Source organism: Ensifer sp. GW101-20A05, assembly GCF_059424735.1.
The window spans coordinates 471,223-497,377 of record NZ_JBWKZT010000001.1 but is presented as its reverse complement, the minus strand read 5'-3'; the positions used below and the strand labels follow the sequence as shown (position 1 = coordinate 497,377).

Here is a 26,155-nt window from a genome sequence, read left to right as displayed (position 1 = left end):
TTCGATTCAGGATTGCTCCGCAACCCTTTGATCTCCCGCCAAAATGCCTTGTCGACTACGCGCGTGCACGCACGGCGCGTGTTTCGTTTCCCGACTAAGGTTAACGAAAGTAAACGGTTCGTTAACCATAATGCCGTTCTAGTGACCCAATGGCACCGGTGACTCGCGGGGACCGGAATCAGCCAGACGCAAGGAAACCTTGCGATAGTGGCGTATTGTTTGGGGGTTTGAATGAGCGGCAAGCATGTGGCTGTCCTGATGGGCGGATTTTCTTCGGAGCGACCGGTTAGCCTGTCGTCCGGGGCTGCCTGCGCGGATGCCCTTGAGGCTGCCGGCTACCGCGTCACCCGAATCGACGTCGATCGCAACGTTGCCGAGGTGCTCGCGGCACTCCGGCCGGACGTCGCCTTCAATGCTCTTCACGGTCCGTTCGGCGAGGACGGCACGATCCAGGGCATCCTCGAATATCTGGAAATTCCCTACACCCATTCCGGCGTACTCGCCTCGGCGCTCGCCATGGACAAGGCGCAGGCCAAGCACGTTGCGGCCGCCTCCGGCATTCCGGTTGCGGACGCGCAGGTGATGGATCGCCATGCCTTCGGTCCGAAGCACCCGATGAAGCCGCCCTATGTCGTCAAGCCGGTCCGCGAGGGCTCGAGCTTCGGCGTCGTCATCGTCAAGGAAGATCAGTCGCATCCGCCGCAGGTGGTGACCTCGAGCGAATGGCGCTACGGCGACCGAATCATGGTCGAGCGTTATGTCGCTGGCCGCGAATTGACCTGTGGCGTCATGGGCGACAAGGCCCTTGGCGTGACCGAAATCATCCCGCAGGGCCATGCCTTCTACGATTATGACTCCAAGTACGTAAAAGGTGGTTCTCGCCACGTCATTCCGGCACAGATTTCACCAAATATTTACCAAAAAATACAAACACTCGCTCTGAAGGCGCATCAGGCAATCGGTTGCCGGGGCGTCAGCCGATCCGACTTTCGTTTCGATGACAGTTCCTCCGGTGAGGGCGAGCTGATCTGGCTGGAAATCAACACCCAGCCCGGCATGACGCCAACCTCCCTGGTGCCCGAGATGGCCGCGCATGCCGGCTATAGTTTCGGTGAGTTTTTGAGTTGGATGGTGGAGGAAGCGTCGTGTTTGCGTTGAGGGGCAGAAGGGGCAAGAGGGTTCGTCACCTCGATGGCGCTGCAGCCGTCGATGTGGATGGCGGCCGTGTGCTGCCGCGTCCGCTCCGTCGTGTCGTGCGCTTCTTCGTCAGTCTTGGTGCCGGCCGCGTTCGCTTTCCGGCCCATACCGGCACGATCTCGGCGCTCGCCTTTTTTGCTGCGACGGGCTTCTACGGCATGTCGCTCGGCGGTCATACGCAGAACTTCGCGCAAGCTTCGACCACCGCCGCGGGATTTGCGATCGAAGACGTCAAGGTTTCCGGCAACGACCAGACCTCGGAGATCGATATCCTCCAGCAGCTCGGCCTGGACGGCACGACGTCGCTGGTGGCGCTCGATATCGCCGAGGCCCGCAAGCTGATCGCGGAAATGCCCTGGGTTCAGGGCGTGACGGTGCGCAAGGTCTATCCCGGCACGATCGAGGTCAACCTTACCGAGCGCAAGGCCTTTGGCATCTGGCAGCACGGCTCCGATCTTTCGCTGATCGAAAGAAGCGGCAGCGTGATTGCGCCGCTGCGCGACAACAAGTTTGCGGCGCTGCCGCTGTTCGTTGGCCGCGATGCCGAAACGGCGGCCGCCGATTTCTACGACGAGTTTTCCCGCTGGCCGGAGATCCGCTCGCGGGTGAGGGCCTTCGTTCGCGTCGCCGGTCGCCGTTGGGACCTGCGCCTCGATAACGGCATCATCGTCAAGTTGCCGGAGCACGACGTCGCCCAGGCGATGCAAGTGCTCTCCGACATGGAAAGCCAGCACCAGCTCCTGGAGCGCGACATCGCGGCCGTGGATCTGAGGCTGCAGGATCGAACCACAGTTCAGTTGACTCCGGGTGCAGTCACCCGGCGCGAAGTTGCCTTGAAGGCGAGGGACAAAATGCTGAAGGCGCAGGAGACCGAAAAGAAGAAAGAGGGGCGGATATGAGTTTGTTCGGTTCCTCCAGCTTTGGCTTGCCGCGCCTGAAGCCGCTTTCTTCGAAGCGGTCTCACGTTGTCTCGGTGCTGGATATCGGTTCGACCAAGGTGGTCTGCATGATCGGCCGGCTGACGCCGCGCGCCGAGAGCCAGATCCTGCCGAACCGCACCCACAACGTCGAAATCATCGGCATCGGCCATCAGAAGTCGCGGGGCGTCAAGAACGGCGTCGTCGCCGATCTCGATGCGGTCGAAAGCGTCGTGCGGCTCGCGGTCGACGCGGCCGAGCGTATGGCCGGGCTTACCATCGACAGCATGATCGTCAACGTTTCGGCCGGCCGGCTGCAGAGCGACGTCTACACCGCGACGATCGATCTCGGCGGCCAGGAAGTCGACGCCAACGATCTGCGCAAGGTTCTGTCGGCCGCCGGCCAGCAGTCGCTGCGCTCCGACCGCGCCATCCTACACTCGCTGCCCACGGGCTTCTCGCTCGATGGTGAGCGCGGCATCCGTGATCCGCTCGCCATGTTCGGCGACGTTCTCGGCGTCGACATGCATGTGCTGACGGCCGAGCGTGCAGCGCTCAAGAATCTGGAACTCTGCGTCAACCGCGCTCACCTCTCGGTCGAGGGCATGGTGGCGACCCCCTATGCTAGCGGTCTTGCAGCGCTCGTCGACGACGAAGTCGAGCTCGGCTGTGCCGCGATCGACATGGGCGGCGGCACGACGACGATCTCGGTCTTTGCCGAAGGCAAGCTCGTTCATGCGGACGCTGTCAGCCTCGGCGGCCACCACGTGACGACGGACCTGGCGCGCGGTCTTTCGACCCGCATCGAAGACGCCGAGCGGCTGAAGGTCGTGCACGGTTCGGCACTGCCCAACAGCGCCGACGAACGCGACATCGTCTCGGTTCCGCCGATCGGCGAGGACGACCGCGATCAGCCGACGCATGTGCCGCGCGCGCTCGTCTCGCGCATCGTGCGCGCCCGCATCGAAGAGACGCTCGAATTGATCCGCGACCGCATCCAGCGCTCGGGCTTCAGCCCGATCGTCGGCAAGCGCATCGTTCTGACGGGCGGCGCAAGCCAGCTCACAGGCCTGCCGGAAGCGGCGCGCCGCATCCTCGCCCGCAATGTTCGCATCGGCCGTCCGCTCGGAGTTTCCGGGCTGCCCGCGGCTGCCAAGGGGCCGGCCTTCTCCACGGCGGTCGGCCTGATGATCTATCCGCAGGTCGCCGACCTCGAGACCCATGCCGCCCACGGCGGCATGTTCTCGGCGCTCGGCGCCGGCAACGGTCGCATCGCCCGAATGGGGCAGTGGCTGAAAGAGAGCTTTTGAGTGACGTTCGGCGCCGACAGGGACGGCGTCGGATGAAGGAAATGTTGGACTTTGAGAGATTTGGCCGGCTCGGCAAGGCGGCCAGAAAACAGAAGGAACGGGTACAATGACTATCAACTTGCAGAAGCCGGATATCACGGAGCTGAAGCCGCGCATCACCGTCTTTGGCGTGGGTGGTGGCGGTGGCAACGCCGTCAACAACATGATCACTGCAGGCCTCCAGGGCGTCGATTTCGTCGTCGCCAACACCGATGCCCAGGCACTGACCATGACCAAGGCCGAGCGCATCATCCAGATGGGCGTCGCCGTCACCGAAGGTCTCGGCGCCGGTTCGCAGCCGGAAGTCGGCCGCGCGGCCGCCGAAGAGTGCATCGATGAGATCATCGACCACCTGAACGGCACCCACATGTGCTTCGTCACCGCCGGCATGGGCGGCGGCACCGGCACGGGTGCAGCCCCGATCGTTGCCCAGGCCGCCCGCAACAAGGGCATCCTGACGGTCGGCGTCGTCACCAAGCCGTTCCATTTCGAAGGCGCGCGCCGCATGCGCCTCGCTGACCAGGGCATTGCCGAACTGCAGAAGTCGGTCGACACCCTGATCGTCATCCCGAACCAGAACCTCTTCCGCATCGCCAACGACCGCACCACCTTTGCGGACGCCTTCGCGATGGCCGACCAGGTTCTCTATTCGGGCGTTGCCTGCATCACAGACCTCATGGTCAAGGAAGGCCTCATCAACCTCGACTTCGCCGACGTCCGCTCGGTGATGCGTGAAATGGGCCGCGCCATGATGGGTACCGGCGAAGCTTCGGGCGAAGGCCGCGCACTGGCCGCTGCCGAAGCCGCGATCGCCAACCCGCTGCTCGACGAGACCTCGATGAAGGGCGCCCAGGGCCTCCTGATCTCGATCACCGGTGGCCGCGACCTGACGCTGTTCGAACTCGACGAAGCTGCAACCCGTATTCGCGAAGAAGTCGACCCGGATGCCAACATCATCCTCGGCGCGACGTTCGACGAAGAACTCGAAGGCCTGATCCGCGTCTCGGTCGTCGCCACCGGCATCGACCGCACGGCCGCGGAGGTAGCGGGTCGTTCCGCTGACTTTCGTCCGGTAGCAGCCAAGCCGGTCGTCCGTCCCTCGGCCGCCATTCCTGCCCAGCAGTCGCAGCCGGTCGCCCAGCACCAGCCGGCCCCGGTTCACCAGCCGGTGATGCAGCAGCCGGTCGCCCAGCCGGTGCAGCAGCCGGTCCAGCAGCAGCCGTCTGTCGATCACATCGCGGCTGCGATCCGCGAAGCCGAAATGGAGCGCGAGCTCGATATCGCGACCCGCACCGCCCAGGCACAGGTCCAGGCTCCGGCTCAGCCGGCGCATGACGAGAACTTCCGTCCCCAGAGCAAGCTTTTCGCCGGTGCAGCACCGGTAGAGGCCGCTCCGGTGATGCGCCAGCCGCAGCCGCAGATGCAGCCGGTTCAGGCCCAGCCTCAGCCGCAGCCGGTCATGCGCCAGGAGCCCGTTGCTCCGGTCATGCGCCAGCAGCCGGAACAGGTTCGCATGCCGAAGGTCGAAGACTTTCCGCCAGTTGTGAAGGCCGAGATGGACCGCCGCGCCCAGCCGGCAGCCCCGATCGCGGAAGAGCGTGGCCCGATGGGTCTCCTCAACCGCATCACCAGCTCGCTTGGCCTGCGTGAGCGCGAACAGACCCCAGCGGCCGCCGACATGACGGCTTCCGCACCGACCGCTGCTTCCCAGCAGCGCCGGCCGCTCTCGCCGGAAGCGAGCCTCTATGCGCCGCGTCGCGGCCAGCTTGACGATCACGGTCGCGTTTCGCAGCAGACGCGCCCGCAAGAAGATGATCAGCTCGAAATCCCGGCGTTCCTGCGCCGTCAGTCGAACTGATTGGAAGGCCCGTTCCTTCACCTTGCCGAATGCCCGGGCAACTGCCCGGGCATTTTTGCATTTTCTTCATCATTTCAGATGTTTGATTCGATGTTGCGGACCGTCGCAAATACGTAACAAAGCGAAACGAACAGTGATTTGGAATGGTGCCTCCAAACTCCTATTTTCAGACTCGGAATTGGGGACGCATGCGATTCGATCAAGCGCTGTCTGTTCGAAACGCAGAGGATCGGATTTTGCTCCGAGACTCTCGGGCGCCTTGTTTGTGCCCTGAAGTTCGCTGCGTCCGCCAGCAGGTTTTGGCCATCGGCCACAGGTATTGAAAGTGACGAGAATGGGAATCGAATTGCTCGGGTTTCAGACGACGATTGCAAACCCGGTAACGCTGAAGGGAAATGGCGTTCACTCGGGTGTAGAAGTGTCGATCACCTTCCATCCGGCGGAAGCCGATGCGGGCATCGTTTTCCAGCGCGTTCTCGCCAATGGCCGGATCAGCGAATACAAGGCGGTTTCCTCGCAGGTCGGCAACACCGATCTCTGCACCGTTCTCGGCATGTCGCCGGCGACGTCGATTGCCACGATCGAACATGTGATGGCCGCGATCTATGCGCTCGGCCTCGACAACCTGACGGTCGAAGTTCACGGCGCCGAAATGCCGATCATGGACGGCAGCTCCGAACCCTTCATCGACGCGATCGAGCAGGTGGGCGTTCGCGCCCTTGCGGTCAAGCGTCGCTACATCCGCATCGTCAAGCCGGTGCGCATCGAATCGGGCGCGTCCTGGTCGGAGTTCACGCCCTATGACGGCATGCGCTTCGAGGTCGAGATCGACTTCGATTGCCCGCTGATCGGTCGCCAGTCCTGGAAGGGCGACATGACGCCGTCCGTCTTCAAGCGCGAACTGTCGCGCGCCCGCACCTTCGGCTTCATGCGTGATGTCGAGCGGCTCTGGGCTGCCGGCTTTGCGCTCGGCTCCTCGCTCGAAAACTCGGTCGTCATCTCCGACGACAACACCGTCATCAACGTCGAGGGCCTGCGCTACACGGACGAGTTCGTTCGTCACAAGACGCTCGATGCGGTCGGCGATCTCTCGCTCGCCGGCGCGCCGTTCATCGGCTGCTACCGTTCCTACCGCGGCGGTCACAAGATGAACGCCAACGCACTGAAGGCGCTTCTCAGCGATCCGACGGCCTACGAAGTCGTCGAAACGGCGACCCCGCGTCAGCGCACCCGCGCCCGCGACATGGTTGCAGTTGCAGTTCCGGGCTTTGCGCCCTGGTCCGCATAAACAAAAAAAGTCATCATCTCCTCCAGTCGCCGGCCGAAAGGCCGGCATTTTCATGATAGGGCCGCCACAAATTTGCATGAATCACCGATCATGACGTTGCGGTCTCAAGGTAACTTGCTCTAAAAGCGCATGTCTGGCGGGGTCCAAGCCCGCAGCGTGGAACGGGAATATCCGATGGTTCTTGCAGTTTCTGTTGATCTGAGAAAGTCAGCGCGCGTCGCCGCCGTGATCGTCGCGGCCATTGCCGGCAGCGCCCTGATTACCGCCTGCCAGAACGATCCCGATATCGACATCACCAAGTTGACGGCGGAGACGGATCCGCCGGAAGTGCTCTACAATCAGGGCCTTGCCAACCTCAACGCCGGCAAGACGACGGAAGCGTCGCGCAAGTTCGAAGCGCTCGACCGCCAGCATCCGTTCTCGGAATATGCCCGCAAGGCGCTGGTGATGAACGCCTTCGTTTCCTACCGAAACGGGCAGTACCAGGAGGCGATCAACGCCACCGGTCGTTACCTCAATCTCTATCCGCAGTCGGAAGACGCGGCCTATGCGCAGTACATCCAGGGGCTGGCCTATACCAAGCAGATCCCCGCGGTGACGCAGGACCAGAAGCCGGCGATGAGAGCGATCGAGGCCATGCAGGCCGTCGTCGATCGCTATCCGGACTCCGAATATGTCGACGACGCCAAGTCGAAGATCCGCTTTGCCCGCGACCAACTCGCCGGCAAGGAAATGCAGGTCGGTCGCTACTATCTCGAGCGCAAGGAATATCTCGCGGCCGTATCGCGCTTCCGCGTCGTCATCGAGCAGTATCCGAACACCAACCAGGTGGAGGAAGCGCTGGCGCGCCTCACCGAGGCCTATTACGCGATGGGCGTGACCCAGGAGGCGCAGACCGCTGCTGCCGTTCTCGGCCACAACTATCCGGACAGCCAGTGGTACTCCGATTCCTTCAAGCTGCTGCAGTCTGGCGGCCTGGAGCCGCGTGAAAGCGGCAACTCCTGGATATCGCGCGCTGCCAAGAACCTCATCGGCGCCTGATCCTTATCAGCGCCCGTCAAGGAAGATACGAACCCGGATGCTCGCCCAGCTTTCGATCCGCGATATCGTCCTGATTGAACGGCTTGATCTGGCTTTCGACGCCGGGCTCTCGGTGCTGACCGGTGAAACCGGCGCCGGTAAGTCCATCCTGCTCGACAGCCTGTCGCTGGCCCTTGGCGGCCGTGGCGACGGCTCGCTGGTGCGCCATGGCTCCGACAAGGGGCAGGTGACAGCGGTCTTCGACGTGCCCGTCGGTCATTCGGCGCGGCTGATGCTGCACGAAAACGGCATCGACGATGATGGCGACCTGATCTTCCGCCGCGTGCAATCCGCTGACGGCCGCACCAAGGCCTATGTCAACGACCAGCCGATCAGCGTCCAGCTGATGCGCCAGCTCGGACAGACGCTCGTCGAGATCCACGGACAGCACGACGATCGCGCGCTTGTCGACATCGACGCGCACCGCACCTTGCTCGATGCCTTCGGCGGCACCTCCGACGAGGCGCAACATGTCGGCAATCTCTATCGCGCCTGGAAGGACGCCGAGCGCGGTCTGAAGAAGCATCGCGAACGCGTCGAAGCTGCCGCGCGTGAGGCGGATTTCCTGCGTTCTTCGGTCGAGGAACTGGAAAAGCTCAGCCCGCGCGACGGCGAAGAGGACGAGCTAGCCGAGAAGCGGGCGCGAATGATGAAGTCCGAGCGCATCGCCGGCGACATCAACGAAGCCTCCGAATTCTTGAATGGCAATGGTTCGCCGGTTCCGCTGATCGCCTCGCTTGTGCGCCGGCTCGAGCGCAAGAGCCATGAGGCGCCGGGTCTGCTGGAGGAAACCGTCGAGCTTCTCGACGGGGCGCTGAACCAGCTCTCGGACGCGCAGATGGCGGTCGAGCGGGCGCTGCGCAACACCGAGTTCGACCCGAAGGAGCTGGAGCGGGTGGAAGAACGGCTGTTTGCGCTTCGTGGTGCCAGCCGCAAATATTCCGTCCCGGTCGCCGAGCTTCCGGCGCTCGCCGTGCGCATGATCTCCGATCTTGCCGATCTCGATGCCGGCGAGGAAAGACTGAAGCAGCTCGAAGGCCAGGTCGGTGTTGCCAAGGCAGCCTTCGACGCGTCGGCGCGCTCGCTCTCGGAAAAGCGGCAGCGCACGGCGTCGGCACTCTCCGCCGCCGTCATGGACGAATTGCCAGCGCTGAAGCTCGAACGTGCACGCTTCATGGTGGAAGTTCAAAGCGATGCGACGCAGGCGACGGCCGACGGCATCGATCTCGTCGAATTTCATGTCCAGACCAATCCCGGCACGCGGCCGGGGCCGATCATGAAGGTCGCCTCGGGCGGCGAGCTCTCGCGCTTTCTCTTGGCGCTGAAGGTGGCGCTTGCTGATCGCGGCTCGGCGCCGACGCTCGTCTTCGACGAAATCGACACCGGTGTCGGTGGTGCCGTGGCGGATGCCATCGGCCAGCGGCTGAAGCGGCTTTCCGGCACCGTCCAGGTGCTTTCCGTCACGCACGCGCCGCAGGTGGCGGCGCGGGCCGCAACGCATCTCCTGATCTCCAAGGGTCCCTCGGCCGAGAAGGCCGAGACGATCGCAACCCGCGTCGCCCGCATGGACGACAAGGCGCGCACCGAGGAAATCGCCCGCATGCTCGCCGGCGCCTCGATCACCGAAGAGGCGAGGGCGGCAGCGGCACGGTTGCTGGCGGGTAACGGCTAGCCACAGGCTCTTTTCTTTCGCGATGGTTGCTCTACAAAACGACTCCGAATCCGGAGTCGTCGCGCATGTCCAATGAATTGAAACCCGTCGAGAATCTCAACGAAACGGAAGCGGCCGCGGAGCTGGCCTTTCTCGCCGCCGAGCTTGCCCGTCACGATTCGCTCTATCACGGCCAGGACGCGCCGGAGATTTCGGATGCGGACTATGACGCGCTGAAACGGCGCAACGACGCGATCGAGGCGCAGTTTCCGGCGCTCATCCGCGAGGACAGCCCGTCGAGGAAGGTTGGGGCGGCACCCTCCGTCACCTTCCAGCCGGTCGTCCACGCCCGGCCGATGCTGTCGCTCGACAACACATTCTCAGACGAAGACGCCCGCGATTTCGTCGCATCGGTCTATCGCTTCCTCGGGCAGCTTCCGGACAATTCGATCGCGTTCACGGCGGAGCCGAAGATCGACGGTCTGTCGATGTCGCTGCGCTACGAGAACCGCCGTCTGGTGACGGCTGCCACGCGCGGCGACGGCACGACCGGCGAAAACGTCACTGCCAACATCCGCACTATCGGCATGATCCCGCAGACGCTGCCGGCGGGCGCGCCCGATGTGGTCGAGGTGCGCGGCGAAATCTACATGGCGAAATCGGACTTTACCGCGCTCAACGCCGAAATGGCGGCGCAGGGCAAGCCGCTCTACGTCAACCCGCGCAACACCGCTTCCGGCTCGCTGCGGCAGCTCGATGCCAAGGTGACGGCCAGCCGCAAGCTGCGCTTCTTCGCCTATGCCTGGGGCGAGATTTCGGAAATGCCGGCCGAGACGCAGATGGGCATGGTCGAGGTGTTCAAGTCCTGGGGCTTCCCGGTCAACCCGCTGATGCAGCGGCTGATCTCGGCCGACGCGCTGCTCGAACACTACCATCACATCGAGCGCGAGCGGCCGGATCTCGACTACGATATCGACGGCGTCGTCTACAAGGTTGACCGGCTCGACCTGCAGGCCCGCCTCGGCTTCCGCTCGCGTTCGCCGCGCTGGGCAACTGCGCACAAGTTCCCGGCCGAGCAGGCGTTTACGCGGCTGACGGCGATCGACATCCAGGTGGGCCGCACCGGTGCGCTGACGCCGGTGGCGCGGCTGGAGCCGATCACCGTCGGCGGCGTCGTCGTCACCAACGCGACGCTGCACAACGAGGACTACATCAAGGGGCTCGGCAATTCAGGCGAGCCGATCCGCGAGGGCCGCGATATCCGCATCGGCGACATGGTGATCGTGCAGCGCGCCGGCGACGTCATTCCGCAGATCGTCGACGTCGTCATGGACGAACGCAAGGAAGGCGCCGAGCCCTATCGCTTCCCGACCACATGCCCGGTCTGCGGCAGCCATGCGGTGCGTGACATCAACGAGAAGACCGGCAAGGTGGATGCGGTGCGCCGCTGCACCGGCGGTTTCGTCTGCCGCGCCCAGGCCGTCGAGCACTTGAAGCATTTCGTCTCGCGCAACGCCTACGACATCGAAGGCCTCGGCTCCAAGCAGATCGAGTTCTTCTTCGAAAGCGAAGACCCGACGCTCATGATCCGCACGGCGCCCGATATCTTCACGCTGGAAAAGCGCCAGGAGACGTCGCTGACCAAGCTCGAAAATATCGACGGCTTCGGCAAGGTCAGCGTGCGCAAGCTCTATGAGGCGATCAACACACGCCGCTCGATTGCACTTCATCGCTTCATCTATGCGCTCGGCATCCGCCATGTGGGCGAGACGACGGCGAAGCTGCTCGCGCGCTCCTATGGCAGCTACGAGCACTTTGGCACGGCGATGGGCGAAGCGTCGGCCTTCTCGGGCGACGCCTGGAACGAACTCAACAGCATCGACGGCATCGGCGAGGTCGTCGCCCGCGCCATCGTCGAGTTCTACAAGGAGCCGCGTAACCTCGAAGTGGTCACGCGTCTGCTGTCCGAGGTGACGCCGGAGGCGGCGGAAGCACCGGTTGCAAGCGACAGCCCGGTCGCCGGCAAGACGGTGGTCTTCACCGGTTCGCTCGAAAAGATGACGCGCGACGAGGCCAAGGCCAAGGCGGAAAGCCTCGGCGCCAAGGTGGCAGGCTCCGTGTCGAAGAAGACCGATATCGTCGTTGCGGGTCCGGGTGCCGGCTCCAAGCTCGACAAGGCCCGCGAACTCGGCGTCGAGACCATGGACGAGGACGAGTGGCTGGCGCTGATCGGCGGGTAGGGGCTTTCTTGGTGTTCGGGGGGAAAGCAGAGAGATGTCTGACTTCCTAGAGTTCGTTCTGGCCAAGGGGCCGGAAGGCCGCATCACACAGGATGATGTGGTTCGGTGGGCAGGCGCTTTGGACAACTGGGAGTTCTACAACGCCGCTGCTGTCGAAATCGCAAGGAAATACCATCACGGCGCGCTGACCTATAGCTTCTGCGACGGCGTCATGAACGATCTCTGGCGCGCGGTGCAGGCGGGCTTCACAGCCGGCCGCAATGCGCTGCCTGAGCCTTTTTACGTCGTTTATGAAGCGTTCGATGCCGGGGAGTACCACCGGGCAGAAGACGGGAGCGATGACCCGATTGCCGACCTTACCGATCCGCTCATCGCGGAGTTGGTGGCGCGCCTCGGCCCCTAGCAGCAGGGTATGGTTGGCTATCGACACAAAGCAATCGGCCCGGGCTTGGGAAGGCTCGGGCCGATTGTCTTAACGTTCTCTTGAATTGGGCCATCAGCCCTGCTGCTGCGCCGCTTCCTGGTCCATCCACATGAACTCCCAGACGTGGCCGTCGAGGTCCTGGAAGGAGATGCCGTACATGAAGCCGTAGTCGATCGCCGGCTTCCAGGGCTTGGCGCCAGCGGCGAGCGCCTTGGCGAGCATGTCGTCGACTTCGGCGCGGCTCCCGGCCGAAAGGGCGGTGATGACTTCGGTTCCCTTCCGGGCGTCGCTGATCTCGCCGGTGATGAAGTCACGGAACTTCGGCTCGGTCAAAAGCATGACGAAGATATTGTCCGAGATCACCGTGCAGGCGGCGGTGTCATCGGAGAACTGCTCGTTGAAGGTGAAGCCGAGGGCAGCGAAGAACGCGCGCGAGGCCTTCAGATCCTTGACCGGCAGGTTTACGAAAATCATGCGCATGAAATGCTCCTTGGGAATGGATTTTGTGTCTACGGACTAAGGACGAATGCCGATCGACGATTCCGACACCGGCTCAAACATTTTTTTAGCTGGAGAGATGTGGGGCGCAACCCCGGGTTTTCAACAGCAATTGCGGGTCGTGCGGAGGAGCCGGTCTTGCCGCCATTACCCCCGATACCGCAGCGCCTCCACCAGCACAGCAAAGGCCGGTGAGGACTGGCGGCGGCTGGGGTAATAGAGGTGGTAGCCGGGGAACGGGTCGCACCAGTCTTCGAGCACGCGGATGAGGCGACCTTCGGCGATGTGGGTGAGGGCCGATTCCTCCGGGACGAAGGCAAGGCCGAAGCCGGCGAGGCAGGCGGTAAGCCGGTGCGCCAGCCGGCTGAAGACGAGCTGTCCGTCGACGCGGACTTTTAGCTCGCGGCCGTCCTTTTCGAACTCCCAGGCATAGATGCCGCCGTAGGTCGGAAGCCTCAGGTTGATGCAGCGGTGCTGGGTCAGGTCCTGAGGGACGACGGGCTTCGGATGCTTTTCGAAATAGCTGGGCGCGCCGACGACCGCCATGCGCATGTCCGGCCCGATGCGCACGGCGATCATGTCCTTGGCGACCTGCTCGCCAAGCCGGACACCGGCTTCGTAGCGTTCGGCGACGATATCGGTGAGGCCGTAGTCGATGACGATCTCGACCTTGATATCGGGATAATCGGGCAGAAGCTTTTCGAGCTTCGGCCAGAGCACGGTCTCTGCCGCGTGCTCGGCAGTGGTGATGCGCACCGTGCCTGCGGGTTTGTCCCTCACGTCGCTCAAGGCGGTGAGCTCGGTTTCCAACTGCTCGAAGTGCGGGACGAGGGTGGCAAGCAGCCGCTCGCCGGCCTCGGTCGGGGAGACGCTGCGCGTGGTGCGGGTGAGCAGGCGCACGCCAAGCCGTGCTTCGAGCGCCCGCATGGTGTGGCTGAGCGCCGATTGCGAAACGCCGAGCTGGGCGGCGGCCCTTGTGAAGCTGCGCTCGCGCGCCACCGCCGCGAAGGCGATCAGGTCATTGATGTTCTCGCGCAGCATTCATGAATCTCTCTCATAGGTCCATGCCGTTTATACCATCTAATTGTTGGCGGCGGCCATCGCTAGATTGTGCACAGCAACAGAACGGGCGGCGGGTCGTCCGGTTCGCCAAGGAGAAGACCTCATGGAGATCAAGAGAAGCGGTTCGCAGCCTTCGGCCCGGGGGACAGAGGACTGGTTCAGCGGCACCGTGCGCATCGACCCGTTGTTTGCCGTGCGCGAGCCGGCGCGCACTGCCGGCAATGCCGTCACCTTCGAGCCCGGCGCCCGCACGGCCTGGCATACGCATCCGCTCGGCCAGGTCCTGATCGTCGTTTCCGGCTGCGGCCGGGTGCAGCGGGAGGGCGGGCCAATCGAGGAGATCCGGCCGGGCGATGTCGTCTGGTTCGAGCCCGGCGAGAAGCACTGGCACGGGGCGGCACCGACGACCGCCCTGACCCATATCGCCATCCAGGAGACGCTCGACGGCAAGGCGGTCGACTGGATGGAAAAGGTGACGGACGCGCAATACGGCGCTGCGCAGGCGGAGTAGGCACGACGATGGACGTCACGTCGATGAAACACCTTTCAGCCCGCAAGACGGCGGTGCTGGCGATCGTCATCGTCAGCTACCTGATGATCGTGCTCGATATCTCGATCGTGATCACCGGCCTGCCGAAGATTCGCGACGAGCTGCAGTTCAGCGACGCCGGGCTTTCCTGGGTGCACAGCGCCTATACGCTCGCCTTTGGCGGCTTCCTGCTGCTGGGCGCGCGGGCGGGCGACATTCTCGGCCGGCGTCGGCTGTTCATTGCCGGGCTTGCCATCTTCACAGCGGCCTCCGTCGTGATCGGGCTGGCACCGTCGCCGGAATGGCTGCTTGGCGCGCGCGCCGTGCAAGGCTTCGGCTCGGCGATCCTGGCGCCGGCGACGTTGGCGCTGATCCAGACGCATTTTTCCGAGGGACCTGAACGCACGCGGGCGGTCGCCTATTACAGTTCGGTCGCCGGCATCGGCGCGAGCTTCGGCATGGTGCTCGGCGGTCTGCTTGCCGGTTGGCTCAGCTGGCGGGTCGGCTTCTTCATCAACCTGCCGATCGGCATCGCCCTGATGCTCGCGGCGCACAAGTACGTCGGCGAAACGGAACGGCGCACGGGTGAATTCGACCTTGCGGGCGCCGTAAGCTCGACGCTCGGCATGACGGCGCTGGTCTATGGCATCGTCCGTTCGGCGGAGGAGGGGGCGTACGATCCGCTGACGCTCGCAGCGCTTGCCATGGGTCTTCTGCTTCTTGCGCTCTTCGTGGTCAACGAGCATCGCGCCCGGCAGCCGATCATGCCGCTCCGGCTCTTTGCCAACCGCGAGAGGGTCGGCGCCTATCTGGCGCGTGTCCTGTTCCTCGCCGCGATGATCGGGTTCTTTTTCTTCTTCACCCAGTATCTGCAAGGTGTTCGGCACTTCGACCCGCTTGCCTCCGGCCTTGCCTTCATTCCGGCAACATCAGTCAATTTCGTTGCGGCGATCTTGGTTCCAAGGCTTAGCCCACGTTTCGGCAACCGCCGCCTGCTTGCCTTTGGCCTGATCTCCGCGCTGATCGGCATGGTCTCTATCAGCCAGATCTCGGCCGACACGTCCTTTCTCTTCGGCATGGCGCCGCCCTTGATGCTGATCGGGCTTGGCCAGGGCTTCACTCTGAGCCCGCTGACGGTCGCCGGCATTGCCGGTATCGCTCCCGGTGACGCGGGGGCGGCGGGCGGTGTGGTCAATGTCGCCCACCAGCTCGGCAACTCGCTCGGTCTCAGCGTGCTGGTCGCTGTCGCAGCACTCGGTGCCGATGGGCTTGATGGCAGCGCTCTGCTTGCCCATCGGGTCGATAATGTTCTCATCGGTTGCACGGTCCTGCTGGCGCTGGCGCTTGCCGTCGTCGCGCTGATCGTGCGGCCGCACAATGCAAAGCGGGTGGAGCGTCCGGCGATCGGACGGTTCGTTGCCTGCCAGAATTGCCGCTCGGTTTCCCCAGACCTCGCGGCCTGATCAAGGAGCAAGACAATGCAGAAACGTAGGCTAGGAAAAAGCGATCTCGAAGTCTCGGCCATCGGCTTTGGCTGCATGGGCCTCAGCTACGGTTATGGCCCGGCAACGGAGCGCAGTGAGGCGATCAGGCTGATCCGCGCGGCGCACGAACGCGGCGTGACCTTCTTCGACAGCGCCGAAGCCTATACCGGTAACGAGGATCTGGTCGGTGAGGCGCTGGCCCCGTTCCGCGGTGAGGTGGTGATCGCCACCAAGTTCGGCTTCGTCAACGGCGATGTCAGCCAGGGCATGGACAGCCGGCCGCAGCGCATCCGCGAGGTCGCCGAGACGGCATTGAAGCGTTTACGGACCGACCGCATCGACCTCTTCTACCAGCACCGCGTCGATCCCAATGTGCCGATTGAGGACGTCGCAGGCACGGTGAAAAAGCTGATCGCGGAAGGCAAGGTCGGCCATTTCGGCCTGTCGGAGGCGGGCGCCGATTCGGTCCGCCGGGCGCATGCGGTTCAGCCGGTGACGGCGCTGCAGAGCGAATATTCGCTCTGGTGGCGGGAGCCGGAAACCGAAATCCTGCCGCTCCTCGAAGAGCTCGGCATCGGCTTTGTGCCCTTCAGTCCGCTTGGCAAGGGATTTTTGACAGGCGCGATCAACCAGAACACGACCTTCGACCAAAGCGATTTTCGCACGATCGTGCCGCGATTTTCGCCGGAGGCGCGCAGAGCCAATCAGGCGCTGGTTGATCTCTTGGGCGTGATTGCCGAGGCCAAGGGTGTGACGAAAGCGCAGATCGCGCTTTCCTGGCTGCTAGCGCAAAAGCCATGGATCGCGCCCATTCCCGGCACGACAAAGCTGCATCGGCTCGAGGAAAACCTCGGCGCTGCCGATGTCATTCTGACGGCCGAAGAGCTTGGCGACATCCAGGCGGCGCTCTCCGCCGTCGAGGTGCAGGGCGCGCGCTATCCGCAGCATCTGCAGCAGCGCGTTGGGAAGTAGGCGAACTCGACAGATATCCTTCCATCAGGCGCGTACTCTAGAGCGCCGCGCGTCTTCTCAGACACGCAAAGGCCGCTGTAGCACTTTGATTTTCTGTATGTTTTTGTCCTTTCGTCGACCGCGGCTAAGGGAAACATGCAGTAGCCTGCGCGCCTGATAGGCTTTCCGTTGACTGCAGCTTCCGGCACGATCGGGGAATCGAATGGCGGGAGGAACGCATGCGCTTGAACCAGGTGACTGTCACCATGCCGGACCTCGATGCCGGCTGGGATTTCTATCGCCGCCTCGGGCTCACGCCTATCGTCGACGCCCGGCCGCATTATGTTCGGTTTCTCTGCCCGGTTGGGGAGGCAACCTTTTCCCTGCACGAGGGAAACGCGACCGGCGGTGGCACGACCGTCTATTTCGAATGCGACGATCTGGATGTGACCGTCAACCGGCTGACCGAGGCCGGCATCGTCTTTGCGCGTGCGCCTGAGGACAAGAGCTGGCGGTGGCGAGAAGCCGAGCTTTTCGATCCTGGTGGCAATCGCATCGTGCTCTATTTCGCAGGCACGAACCGGATCGATCCGCCCTGGCGATTGCCGTAAGACGCAGCGGTCAGATGACGGCGTCCTCAAAAAAGCGCTTCGCGCGTTGCCGGTTAGCTCAGCGTGCACACACCATTGGCGCCGCCCTTGCCGGTGTAGGAGACGCTGGGTGAGCCGTCGGGATTGATGCTGAGTGAGATGGTGACGCCGGCACCGTGCGCCTCGTAATAGTTCTCGTTGAACACCTTGAGCTTGGCTTCCTTGCCATTGATGTAGACCGGGCCGCCTTCATCGGCATGGACCTCGATCTTGTCGGGGCAGGTGGCGTTGACGAGCGGGATCTTCGCTTCCGCCGCACCGGCGAAGGCCAGCGTCGGGAGAGCAATACCAAGAATGCGCAAGCCGGCTTTCATGTCGCTCTCCAGCGTGGGTTGCAGTGGCGTCGATGGCCAACCGTGACGGGCTGCCGATGGAAGTCAAGCGCGGCCGAGCGTCATCAACCTGTCATCAATCCGATTGTTTTTTTGCGCTGCACAAGATAGAGGATTGCAGCCGAATTTTGTGCAAATGCCTTTTCGCGGAGCAGGGTCGTCGCCAGTCCCGAAGGCAGCGCGCCAGCACCCTTAAGGGCAGGGCGCCGGCGCGGATTGGAGGGTCCGGACATGAAGACTTTCACCACGATTGCCGAACTGCGTGCAGCAATTGCCGAACATCGCCGGGCAGGCAAATCGGTCGGTTTCGTGCCGACCATGGGCTACCTGCATGTCGGCCATATGGAGCTGATGCGCCGCGCGCGTGAGGAAAACGACATCGTCGTCGCCAGCATCTTCGTCAATCCGCTGCAGTTCGGTGCGAATGAGGACCTTTCCAAGTACCCGCGCGATCTCGCCCGCGATCAGGCGATGCTGGACGAAGGCAAGGTCGACTATCTCTTTGCGCCCGGTGTTGCCGACATGTATCCGCGGCCGATGGAAACCGTCGTCGATGTGCCGACGCTTGGCAGCGAGCTTGAGGGCTCGGTTCGTCCCGGCCATTTCGCCGGCGTTGCCACCGTCGTCACCAAGCTCTTCAACATCGTCCAGCCGGACCGCGCCTATTTCGGCGAGAAGGATTTCCAGCAGCTGCAGATCATCCGCCGCATGGTCGCTGATCTCGCCCAGCCGGTGACCGTCATCGGCGTGCCGACAGTGCGCGAGGCCGACGGGCTCGCCTGTTCGTCGCGCAATGTCTATCTGTCGGCCGAGGAGCGCCGCGCCGCGGCGATCGTGCCGAAGGCGCTGGACGAGGCGCAGCGCCTGGTGGCGTCGGGCGTCAGCGACGTGGCGGCGCTCGAAAATGCCGTCACCGAATTTCTGTCGAGCGAGCCGCTGGCCAGGCCAGAGGTCGTGGCGGTGCGGGATCCGGAGACGCTGGAGACGATCGAAACGATCGGCGACAAGCCGGTGCTGCTTTTGCTCTTCGTTCGCTTCGGCACGACGAAGCTGCTCGACAACCGCGTGATCGCCCTGAAATCCGCGTCATTTGCAAAGGTTGCCTGACATGAGCGTCCAGACCGCCAAGCGCCGGCTCAGCCCCGCCAACATCGAAGCGCTGAAAGGCGAGCGTCCGATCGTCAGCCTCACGGCCTATACGACGCCGATCGCAAGGCTGCTCGATCCGCATGTGGATTTCCTCCTGGTCGGCGATTCCGTCGGCATGGTGCTTTACGGCCTCGACACCACGGTTGGCGTAACGCTGGAGATGATGATCGCTCATGGCCAGGCGGTCATGCGTGGCTCGGAGCGCGCCTGCGTCGTTATCGACATGCCCTTCGGCTCCTATCAGGAATCGAAGGAGCAGGCGTTCCGCAGTGCGGCGCGCATCCTGAAGGAAACCGGCTGCAGCGCGGTGAAGCTCGAAGGCGGCGCCGAGATGGCCGAGACGGTCGAGTTCCTCGTCAGCCGCGGTATTCCGGTGCTCGGCCATGTCGGGTTGATGCCGCAGCTCGTCAACACGACGGGCGGCTATCGCTCGGTCGGCCGCAACGACAAGGAAGTGGCGAAGATCCGCCGCGACGCCAAGGCGATCGACGATGCCGGCGCCTTTGGCATCGTGATCGAGGGCACGGTCGAGCCGGTGGCGCGCGACATCACCGCGGAACTGCGCTCGCCGACGATCGGCATCGGCGCATCGCCCGCCTGCGACGGCCAGATCCTCGTCTCCGACGACATGCTCGGCCTTTTCAACGATTTCAAGCCGCGCTTCGTCAAACACTTCGCCGAGCTCGCGCCGGCGATCTCTAGGGCTGCCGAGGATTACGCGGCCGAGGTGAAGGCGCGCACCTTCCCGGGCATCGAGCACACGTTCCAGGTCAAGAAGTAGGACGCCCGTCCGGCACGGGCCCGTGAAACTGATAGACAAGATGCACCGGTTTTCCCGATCGGTGCGCCTTTTGTTCAAGCCTCGTTCGCCAAGGCATCATAAAATTCAATCAATGTATCAGCGCATTTGAATTGTTGCCGGGGGCGCAAGCGCCTATCAGTCCGGCACCGGCCGCATGGCGCTTTCATCGCCTTGGCCGGCGGAGGTTTCCATGACAAAAGACGAATTCTGGGAAGGCGTGCGTGGCGGCTTTCCCATCATGCTGGCGGCGTCGCCCTTCGGCGCACTGTTCGGGGCGCTTGCGGTCGACAACGGCTTTACCATTGCCGATGCGGTGTTCATGAGCGCGACCGTTTATGCCGGCGCCAGCCAGATGGTCGGCATCGAGCTTTTCGGCAATCACGTCCAGCCCTGGTTGGTCGTGCTCTCGGTCTTTGCGGTCAACTTCCGCCACGTGCTCTATTCGGCCTCGATCGCCAAATATGTCCGGCACTTCACCTTCGGGCAGAAATTCCTGGCCTTCTTCCTGCTGGTCGATCCGCAATATGCCGAGACGGAGAAGCGCGGCGAGCGCGGCCTGCCGATCAGCTTTTCCTGGTATCTCGGCTTCGGCCTGGTGATCTACATTCCCTGGATCATCAACACGCTGGTCGGGGCGATCTTCGGGCAGATGATCGGTGATCCCAAGGCGATCGGCCTCGATGTGCTGCTGCCGGTCTACTTCATGGGGCTGGTCATGGGCTTCCGTAAGCGCGACCGGTTCCTGCCGATCGTCACCGTCTCGGCGCTTGCCTCGGTTGCGGGCATGCATTTCGTCGGCTCGCCCTGGCATGTGAGCATCGGGGCGCTCGCCGGCATCGTGCTTGCCGCCTGCCTGCCGCCGAGCGGGACGGCTGCCGCACCGACCGGCGTCGAGAAGGAGGCCTGAGCATGGACCCGCAACACCTCAACCTCATCTACCTGATCATTGCGGCTGCGGTCGCGACCTTCCTGACACGTGTCGGCGGCTACATCCTCATCACCCAGATGAAGCAGATCCCGCCACGGCTGGAAGCGGCGCTCAACGCCGTCCCGGCGGCGGTCCTGACGACGCTGGTGGCGCCGGCCTTCGTCTATGGCGGGCTCGACGTGACGATCGCCATGTTCGTCGCCTTCGCCATCGCGCTCGGCCTCAACCTGTCGACCCTGCGCATGCTCGTCATCGGCTGGGTGGTGGTGATGCTGATCCGGCATGTGGTGATGTAGGTCAGCCGTCCGCGACACCCGTTTTAATTGGCGGCGAAGGGCAGCTGGATTATCATTCTTCGGTTGCCGGAGAGGCACGACAAAGCCGCACGCGCCATCTGCGCTGCCTCTGCAAGGCGCGGCCTCCCGGCGGTGGAGGAGCGACCATGTTAACCAGGATCTCGATTGCCCTTTTGCTGGCGCTCGCGCCGGCAACCGCCTTAGCCAATCAATGCCCGACCATGATGGCTGCGATCGATGCGGCGATGCCGACTGCGAACCTATCCGAGGCCGACATGGCCAAGGTCAAAGAGTTGCGTGCCAAGGGCGAGGAACAACACAAGGCCGGTGATCACCCTGCCTCGGAGGCGACGCTCGGCGAAGCGAAGAAGCTGTTGGGAATCTAAGTGCAGAGGCCGGGTTCTCCGGCCCATTGCCGCCCCTTGAGCCTCGTAGCAAACAAGCGGCTGCGGGCGCGCAATGCCTGTTGCCTGGGCTCCCATTCAGGAGCCCAGGCGGAACGCCTGACTCAGCGTGAAAGCGCTTCCGTTGCGGCCTTCAGCCAGTCGCGGGTCTCGTCGCTGGTCAGCAGCGGCATCAGCTTTTCCCGCGTCTCGGCGTGATAGGCGTTCAGCCAATCCAGCTCCTCGTCGGTGAGCAGCGCCGGCAGCACCAGGCGGCGGTCGATCGGGCAGTAGGTGATGGTGTCGAAGCCGAGCATCGGCAGGTCGCCGCCTTCCACCATGGTCGCCGGCTGCACCACAATCAGGTTTTCGATGCGGATGCCGAAGGCGCCGGGGCGGTAGTAACCGGGCTCGTTGGAAAGGATCATGCCGGGCAGCAGCTCCTGGGTGGAAAGCCGGGCGATGCGCTGCGGACCTTCATGCACCGAGAGATAGGAGCCGACGCCGTGGCCGGTGCCGTGGGCGTAATCGGCGCCCGCCTTCCAGAGCGCGATGCGGGCCAAGGGGTCGAGATCGACGCCGCGCGACCCCTTGGGGAAACGGGCTATGCTGATCGCGATCATGCCCTTCAGCACCAGGGTGAAGAAGCGCTTCTGCTCTTCGGGAACCGCACCGATCGCCACCGTGCGGGTGATGTCGGTGGTGCCGTTGATGTATTGCGCGCCGGAATCGATCAGGAACATGGTGCCCGCTTCGATCGGCTGGTCGGTGGCGGTGGTGACGCGGTAGTGCATGATCGCCGCATGCGCGCCGGCGCCGGAGATCGTGTCGAAGGAGATGTCCTTGAGCGGGTTCTGCATGCGCTCGCCGACGGTGGCGCGGGCCGCTTCCAGCTGGTTGGTGGCGGCGATCTCGGTGACGGTTCCCGGCTGCTGGCTGTCGAGCCATGCCAGGAACTCGACCATGGCGGCGCCGTCCTGCAGGTGGGCGCGGGTCGACCCGTCGATCTCGGCCTTGTTCTTCTGGGCACGTGGCAGGCGGGCGGGATCGACCGCTTCGACCACCTTGCCGCCCTTGGAGCGGATCAGCTCGGAAATGGCGAAGGAGGCGAGGTCCGGGTCGATCATGACAGCGGCGCCGGCAGCACCGAGCGCTGCCAGGCTATCGTCGAAAGTCGAGGGCGCGACAATGTCGGCGATCTGGGTGAGGTAGGCTTCCTGCTCGATGCCAGTCTTGCGCTTGTCGAGGAAGAGCTCGGCGCGGCCGTCGGCGTGGATGATGGCGCGGGCCAGCGGATGCGGCGTATGCGGCACGTCGCTGCCGCGGATGTTGAAGGTCCAGGCGACGGAGGAGGGGTCCGTCAAGACCACGGCGCTGGCATCGGCCTTGGAAAGGCCCGCCGCGATTCTTGCGATCTTGTCCTTGGCGAGTTCGCCGGCATGCTCGATCGGCTGGATGCTGACCTTGCCGAGCGGTGCCGCGGGGCGGTTCGTCCAGATCTTGTCGAGCGGGTTGTGATCGAGGAAAACGAGCGAGCCACTGATGACGGCGAGCGCCTTTTCCAGCCGGCGGACTTCCGCGCCGGTGTGCAGCCAGGGATCGATGCCAAGCTTGAAGCCCTTGGCTCCGTGGTTTTCCAGCCAGAGATGCGGCGGCTCGCCGATGAGGTCGCCGCCAGTGAAAACGCTGCCGTCGACCTGTTCTTTCAGCTGCGTGACGTAACGTCCGTCGACGAAGACAACCGCTTCACGCCGCGTGACGAGGGCAACGCCGGCGGAGCCGGTGAAGCCGGTCAGCCAGGACAGACGCTCCGACGAGGCGGGTACGTATTCGCCCTGGAACTCGTCGGCGCGGGGCACGAGAAAGCCGTCGATGCCGAGGGCCGCGAAGGACGCGCGCAGGGCTTCGGTGCGCTCCTTGCCGAATTGCGGCGTGGAGGTGACTTCAAAAGACTGAAACATGGGGGAATTCCGGTAGATTGAGCGGTAAACCGCGGGAAAGATGTGCAGCCATGTTAGCGGAAATCGCCCTTGCCGGGAAAGAGGCGATATCCTGCGATCCAGCACACAGCGACTCTTCTGGTTGCAGTTTGATGAGAGAGCAATTGCTCATTTATAATACATATGCGCTCAGCGCATGGCACCCATGCTAAGAAGCCCCTTTCTCTATCGGAATGATAGTTTATAAGCCGCCTCAACGAACACGGACGAACATCCGGTGGTTCAAAAGACTGCGGTTCCGAGAATAGTTGGTCATTCTGTTCTCCTCCTCCCTCAAGGGTGGCCAGCTTCGGAACGGTAGACGCCCGCTCGAGCACTCCTCCTCCTCAGGCTCGCGGGCATGGTTGGCCACAAGCCAACCAGCAGGCGATGCCCCTGGCATCGCCTTTGTTTCGAAAGGCCGCCCGTCATGATAGACGAGGCGGCCTTTTCGTTTTTTCCTGGCTTGCTTCTGTCGCTGTCACGCCGATGCTCGCGGCATTTCTCGTGAAGCTTCTTGCATAGGCGCTGCGGCCAACAGCCGGCGCGGCAATCCGCATTTGCCCCTCACCCTAACCCTCTCCCCGCAGGCGGGGCGAGGGGACGTGCCCGATAGCGGCCGTCATGCGCTGGGGCTTTCGCTGCCTGTCGGGGCGCGGCTGAAAGCAGCCGCAACGAGTCGGAAGTTAACCGGTGGATGAAGCGGTGCGGCAGGTCCCTTCGCCCCGCATGCGGGGAGAAGGTTCCGGCAGGCGGATGAGGGGCAGCTTCAAGCGTCCGCGCCTACGCCTCACTTCTCCAAATGAATCGTCACCCAGCCGTTCCGCCAGATGGTGCGCACGTGGCGCAGGTGCTGGCCGTTGTAATGGGCAAGCACCTTCCAGCGCTGTTCGGCGAGAATGCCGGACAGGATCACCGAGCCGCCGGGGGCGAGATTGGCGACGAGCTGCGGCGCCATCTTCATCAGCGGGCGCGCGAGGATGTTGGCGATGATCAGATCGAACGGGCCGTTGGTGCTGAAGGCGGTCGAGTGGAAGCCGGGGGCCGTGGCAAAGGTCATGCCGGTGACGACGCCGTTGACCCGGGCGTTTTCTTCCGCGACGCGGGTGGCGATCGGGTCGATGTCGGTGGCAAGCACCGGCACGTGCATGAGCTTCCAGGCGGCGATTGCGAGCACGCCGCTGCCGGTACCAAGGTCGAGCACGTTGCGCACGGTGCGGGTGCGGGCAACCGTGGCGATCACTTCGAGGCAGCCGGCGGTGGTGCCGTGATGGCCGGTGCCGAAGGCCTGGCCGGCATCGATCTCGATGGCGATCTCGCCGGTCTTCACCTTGTCGCGGTCATGCGAGCCGTGCACGACGAAGCGGCCGGCGCGCACGGGCGCCAGCCCCTCGAGCGACTTGGCGATCCAGTCGATATCCGGCAGCACTTCGCGCTCGATCGGGAGATGGGCGAAGTCTTCGGCCAGTGCGTCAGTGAGGCGTTCGTTCACGCTCTCCTCGTCGACTGCCATCATGTAGATCGAGGCTTCCCAGACGTCGCGCTTTTCATCGACCTCCGTCGTGCCGATGGCAAAGTCCTCTTCGCCGAAGACTTCGCTCAGGCGGTCGAGCACGGCTTCCGCCTGCTTCTCGGTGGTGGTGACGAAAAGTCTGATCTCGCTCAAGGCCCTGTCCTTCGGCTGGGAAATCCGCCGCCCGCATCAAACCGTTGAGGGGTGCGCTAAGCGTCGGCAATCGTGCGCTGTGCGCTATCACGATTGCCCCGCAAACGCAAAGCGCCGGGCAGGGCCGGCGCTTGCAATCGATCGGTCAAGGGCGCGTGTTAGCCCTTGGTCAGATTTTCCAGCTTCTTGACCGCTGTTTCCGGGTTTTCCTCATAGGCGATGGTGCCGGAGAAATGGCCGTTGGCGTCGAGCAGGAACACGGAGGCCGTGTGGTCCATCGTGTAGTCGCCGTTGGGCTGGGCAGCGTCGACCGGCACCTTCTTGGCGTAGACGCGGAAACCCTTGACCATCTCCATCACCTTGTCGGCCGGGCCGGAAATGCCGGTGATGCGCTTGGAAACGTTGGAGACGTACTGGCCGAGGATTTCGGGCGTGTCGCGCTCGGGATCGACGGTGATGAAATAGGCCTGCAGCTTGTTGCCTTCCGGGTCGACCTTTTCCAGCCAGCCGTTCAGTTCGAACAGCGTCGTCGGGCAGACTTCCGGGCAATGGGTGAAGCCGAAGAAAAGCGCGGTCGGCTTGCCGGTAAACGCCTTCTCGGTAATCTCCTTGCCGTCCTGCGAGACCAGCGTGAAGGGAACGCCGAAGGGGCCGGTGGCGGCCTCCTGCTTCGACTGGGTCATTTCATAGGTCAGCCACCCCAAGATGCCCGCCATGACGACGACGGCGGCCCAGAGGACGATGCGGATGGTTTTCATGCGTGCTACCGATTTTGTTGGGGCCGAAGACGGCCATGTCCGGTTGATAGGCCCTTGATACCGCCTTCACCGGGGCCGCGCAAATGGGACAATTGCCGCAGGTTGTGGCCGCGGAGGTGCTCTCAGCCCCTCATCCGGCCTGCCGGCCACCTTCTCCCCGCAGGCGGGGCGAAGGAACCTCGCCGGACCGTCTCGTTCCAATCGCTGCACTAACATTCGAGGCGAAGAACCGTGCGGTTGCGCCGCTGATGCTCCCGTCCCCTCTCCCCGCAAGCGGGGAGAGGGTTAGGGTGAGGGGCGGAGGCGGGCCTCGAAGCTGTCGGGCCGTCCTAGAAGCACCAGGAAAGGCCGGATTGGGCGAGCGCCAGGAAGATATCGGCGCCATTTTCGATCCAGCCGCGGAAGGCGAGCAGGAGCACAACCGCAATCGCAGCCGCAAGGCTTGCGGCAAGGGGAAGGCGGATCGAGCGCTGGGTCTTCGTGTTCATGGCGTCATCATAACAGCTCGCGCGGCAAGGGGAAGCCGGGCGATTTGCCGGGTGCGGCCGGAGGCGCGTTCCGGTCGGTGCAGGAAACGGTGGAAAACCGCGCCTGAGGTTCCATTCGATTGTGCCCGCAAATGCCGGGAAACCAGAGCTTGCAGCGCATATGCGCAAACATTGAAATAGCCGATTTCGCTGGGGA

Annotated in this window: 25 protein-coding genes; 18 read left to right on the top strand and 7 right to left on the bottom strand. The window is 63.7% G+C overall.

What is annotated here, in order from left to right; all coding sequences use genetic code 11:
• The first annotated feature begins 231 nt into the window (after positions 1–231).
• The 9 genes from AC070A_RS02610 to AC070A_RS02570 all read left to right on the top strand — a co-directional run bounded on the left by AC070A_RS02610 (position 232) and on the right by AC070A_RS02570 (position 11,983).
• Positions 232–1,158 (top strand): D-alanine--D-alanine ligase, encoded by a 927-nt coding sequence (locus AC070A_RS02610; RefSeq protein ID WP_057253480.1) that lies wholly within the window; start codon positions 232–234, stop codon positions 1,156–1,158.
• On the top strand, positions 1,146–2,096 hold the full coding sequence (gene ftsQ, locus AC070A_RS02605; RefSeq protein WP_057253483.1) for a cell division protein FtsQ: 951 nt from the start codon (positions 1,146–1,148) through the stop codon (positions 2,094–2,096). The genes AC070A_RS02610 and ftsQ overlap by 13 nt, the downstream gene beginning before the upstream one ends.
• Positions 2,093–3,424, top strand: a complete 1,332-nt coding sequence (gene ftsA, locus AC070A_RS02600; RefSeq protein ID WP_057253485.1) for a cell division protein FtsA — start codon at positions 2,093–2,095, stop codon at positions 3,422–3,424. Before ftsQ ends, ftsA begins: the two co-directional genes overlap by 4 nt.
• Positions 3,425–3,530: 106 nt before the next feature.
• Positions 3,531–5,321: a cell division protein FtsZ gene (gene ftsZ / locus AC070A_RS02595; protein WP_057253487.1), complete on the top strand. Its 1,791-nt coding sequence runs from the start codon at positions 3,531–3,533 to the stop codon at positions 5,319–5,321.
• Between the two features lie 334 nt (positions 5,322–5,655).
• A complete protein-coding gene (gene lpxC, locus AC070A_RS02590) occupies positions 5,656–6,609 on the top strand; it encodes a UDP-3-O-acyl-N-acetylglucosamine deacetylase (RefSeq protein ID WP_113737691.1) in 954 nt (317 codons plus the stop codon).
• Between the two features lie 174 nt (positions 6,610–6,783).
• A complete protein-coding gene (locus AC070A_RS02585; RefSeq protein WP_057253491.1) occupies positions 6,784–7,650 on the top strand; it encodes an outer membrane protein assembly factor BamD in 867 nt (288 codons plus the stop codon).
• A 37-nt stretch (positions 7,651–7,687) separates the two neighbouring features.
• Positions 7,688–9,361 (top strand): DNA repair protein RecN, encoded by a 1,674-nt coding sequence (gene recN, locus AC070A_RS02580; RefSeq protein ID WP_057253493.1) that lies wholly within the window; start codon positions 7,688–7,690, stop codon positions 9,359–9,361.
• A 65-nt stretch (positions 9,362–9,426) separates the two neighbouring features.
• A complete protein-coding gene (ligA, locus tag AC070A_RS02575; protein WP_057253495.1) occupies positions 9,427–11,580 on the top strand; it encodes an NAD-dependent DNA ligase LigA in 2,154 nt (717 codons plus the stop codon).
• A gap of 34 nt (positions 11,581–11,614) precedes the next feature.
• Complete coding sequence (locus AC070A_RS02570; protein WP_113737692.1) at positions 11,615–11,983, top strand: hypothetical protein; 369 nt, start codon at positions 11,615–11,617, stop codon at positions 11,981–11,983.
• Between the two features lie 93 nt (positions 11,984–12,076).
• On the opposite strand, the gene AC070A_RS02565 is transcribed toward AC070A_RS02570, so the two are convergent.
• Positions 12,077–12,484 carry a VOC family protein gene (locus AC070A_RS02565; RefSeq protein ID WP_057253499.1) on the bottom strand — a complete coding sequence of 136 codons (408 nt, stop codon included), beginning with the start codon at positions 12,482–12,484 and terminating at the stop codon, positions 12,077–12,079.
• A gap of 165 nt (positions 12,485–12,649) precedes the next feature.
• On the bottom strand, positions 12,650–13,543 hold the full coding sequence (locus AC070A_RS02560; RefSeq protein ID WP_057253500.1) for a LysR family transcriptional regulator: 894 nt from the start codon (positions 13,541–13,543) through the stop codon (positions 12,650–12,652).
• A gap of 124 nt (positions 13,544–13,667) precedes the next feature.
• Between AC070A_RS02560 and AC070A_RS02555 the strand changes: the two genes are divergently transcribed.
• From AC070A_RS02555 to AC070A_RS02540, 4 genes are all read left to right on the top strand, one after another.
• Positions 13,668–14,075 (top strand): (R)-mandelonitrile lyase, encoded by a 408-nt coding sequence (locus AC070A_RS02555; RefSeq protein WP_113737693.1) that lies wholly within the window; start codon positions 13,668–13,670, stop codon positions 14,073–14,075.
• A gap of 23 nt (positions 14,076–14,098) precedes the next feature.
• The gene (locus tag AC070A_RS02550) at positions 14,099–15,556 is read left to right on the top strand and encodes an MFS transporter (RefSeq protein ID WP_218372996.1); all 1,458 of its coding nucleotides are present in this window, start codon (positions 14,099–14,101) and stop codon (positions 15,554–15,556) included.
• Between the two features lie 15 nt (positions 15,557–15,571).
• A complete protein-coding gene (locus AC070A_RS02545) occupies positions 15,572–16,549 on the top strand; it encodes an aldo/keto reductase (RefSeq protein ID WP_057253505.1) in 978 nt (325 codons plus the stop codon).
• Positions 16,550–16,767: 218 nt separating this feature from the next.
• Entirely contained in the window at positions 16,768–17,139 is a 372-nt protein-coding gene (locus AC070A_RS02540; RefSeq protein ID WP_057253507.1) for a VOC family protein, read from the top strand.
• Between the two features lie 53 nt (positions 17,140–17,192).
• Here AC070A_RS02540 and AC070A_RS02535 read toward each other — a convergent pair whose 3' ends face one another.
• Positions 17,193–17,492 (bottom strand): hypothetical protein, encoded by a 300-nt coding sequence (locus AC070A_RS02535; RefSeq protein WP_200964198.1) that lies wholly within the window; start codon positions 17,490–17,492, stop codon positions 17,193–17,195.
• A 249-nt stretch (positions 17,493–17,741) separates the two neighbouring features.
• Between AC070A_RS02535 and panC the strand changes: the two genes are divergently transcribed.
• The 5 genes from panC (at position 17,742) to AC070A_RS02510 (ending at position 21,071) form a co-directional block, all read left to right on the top strand.
• The gene (gene panC / locus AC070A_RS02530; protein ID WP_057253509.1) at positions 17,742–18,617 is read left to right on the top strand and encodes a pantoate--beta-alanine ligase; all 876 of its coding nucleotides are present in this window, start codon (positions 17,742–17,744) and stop codon (positions 18,615–18,617) included.
• 1 nt (position 18,618) lies between these two features.
• Entirely contained in the window at positions 18,619–19,440 is an 822-nt protein-coding gene (panB, locus tag AC070A_RS02525) for a 3-methyl-2-oxobutanoate hydroxymethyltransferase (RefSeq protein ID WP_057253510.1), read from the top strand.
• 211 nt (positions 19,441–19,651) lie between these two features.
• Positions 19,652–20,368 (top strand): AzlC family ABC transporter permease, encoded by a 717-nt coding sequence (locus tag AC070A_RS02520; protein WP_057253512.1) that lies wholly within the window; start codon positions 19,652–19,654, stop codon positions 20,366–20,368.
• Between the two features lie 2 nt (positions 20,369–20,370).
• Positions 20,371–20,685, top strand: coding sequence for an AzlD family protein (locus tag AC070A_RS02515; protein WP_057253515.1), 315 nt, complete (start codon positions 20,371–20,373; stop codon positions 20,683–20,685).
• A gap of 146 nt (positions 20,686–20,831) precedes the next feature.
• A complete protein-coding gene (locus AC070A_RS02510; RefSeq protein ID WP_057253516.1) occupies positions 20,832–21,071 on the top strand; it encodes a PA2433 domain-containing protein in 240 nt (79 codons plus the stop codon).
• A gap of 122 nt (positions 21,072–21,193) precedes the next feature.
• Here the strand turns inward: AC070A_RS02510 and AC070A_RS02505 are convergent, their stop codons facing one another.
• The 4 genes from AC070A_RS02505 to AC070A_RS02490 form a co-directional block, all read right to left on the bottom strand.
• Positions 21,194–23,029, bottom strand: a complete 1,836-nt coding sequence (locus AC070A_RS02505) for an aminopeptidase P family protein (protein WP_113737695.1) — start codon at positions 23,027–23,029, stop codon at positions 21,194–21,196.
• A gap of 808 nt (positions 23,030–23,837) precedes the next feature.
• Positions 23,838–24,713, bottom strand: coding sequence for a 50S ribosomal protein L11 methyltransferase (locus AC070A_RS02500; protein WP_057253521.1), 876 nt, complete (start codon positions 24,711–24,713; stop codon positions 23,838–23,840).
• 158 nt (positions 24,714–24,871) lie between these two features.
• Complete coding sequence (locus AC070A_RS02495; RefSeq protein ID WP_057253523.1) at positions 24,872–25,471, bottom strand: SCO family protein; 600 nt, start codon at positions 25,469–25,471, stop codon at positions 24,872–24,874.
• Positions 25,472–25,800: 329 nt separating this feature from the next.
• Positions 25,801–25,959 carry a hypothetical protein gene (locus tag AC070A_RS02490; protein WP_197417268.1) on the bottom strand — a complete coding sequence of 53 codons (159 nt, stop codon included), beginning with the start codon at positions 25,957–25,959 and terminating at the stop codon, positions 25,801–25,803.
• Between the last annotated feature and the right edge of the window lie 196 nt (positions 25,960–26,155).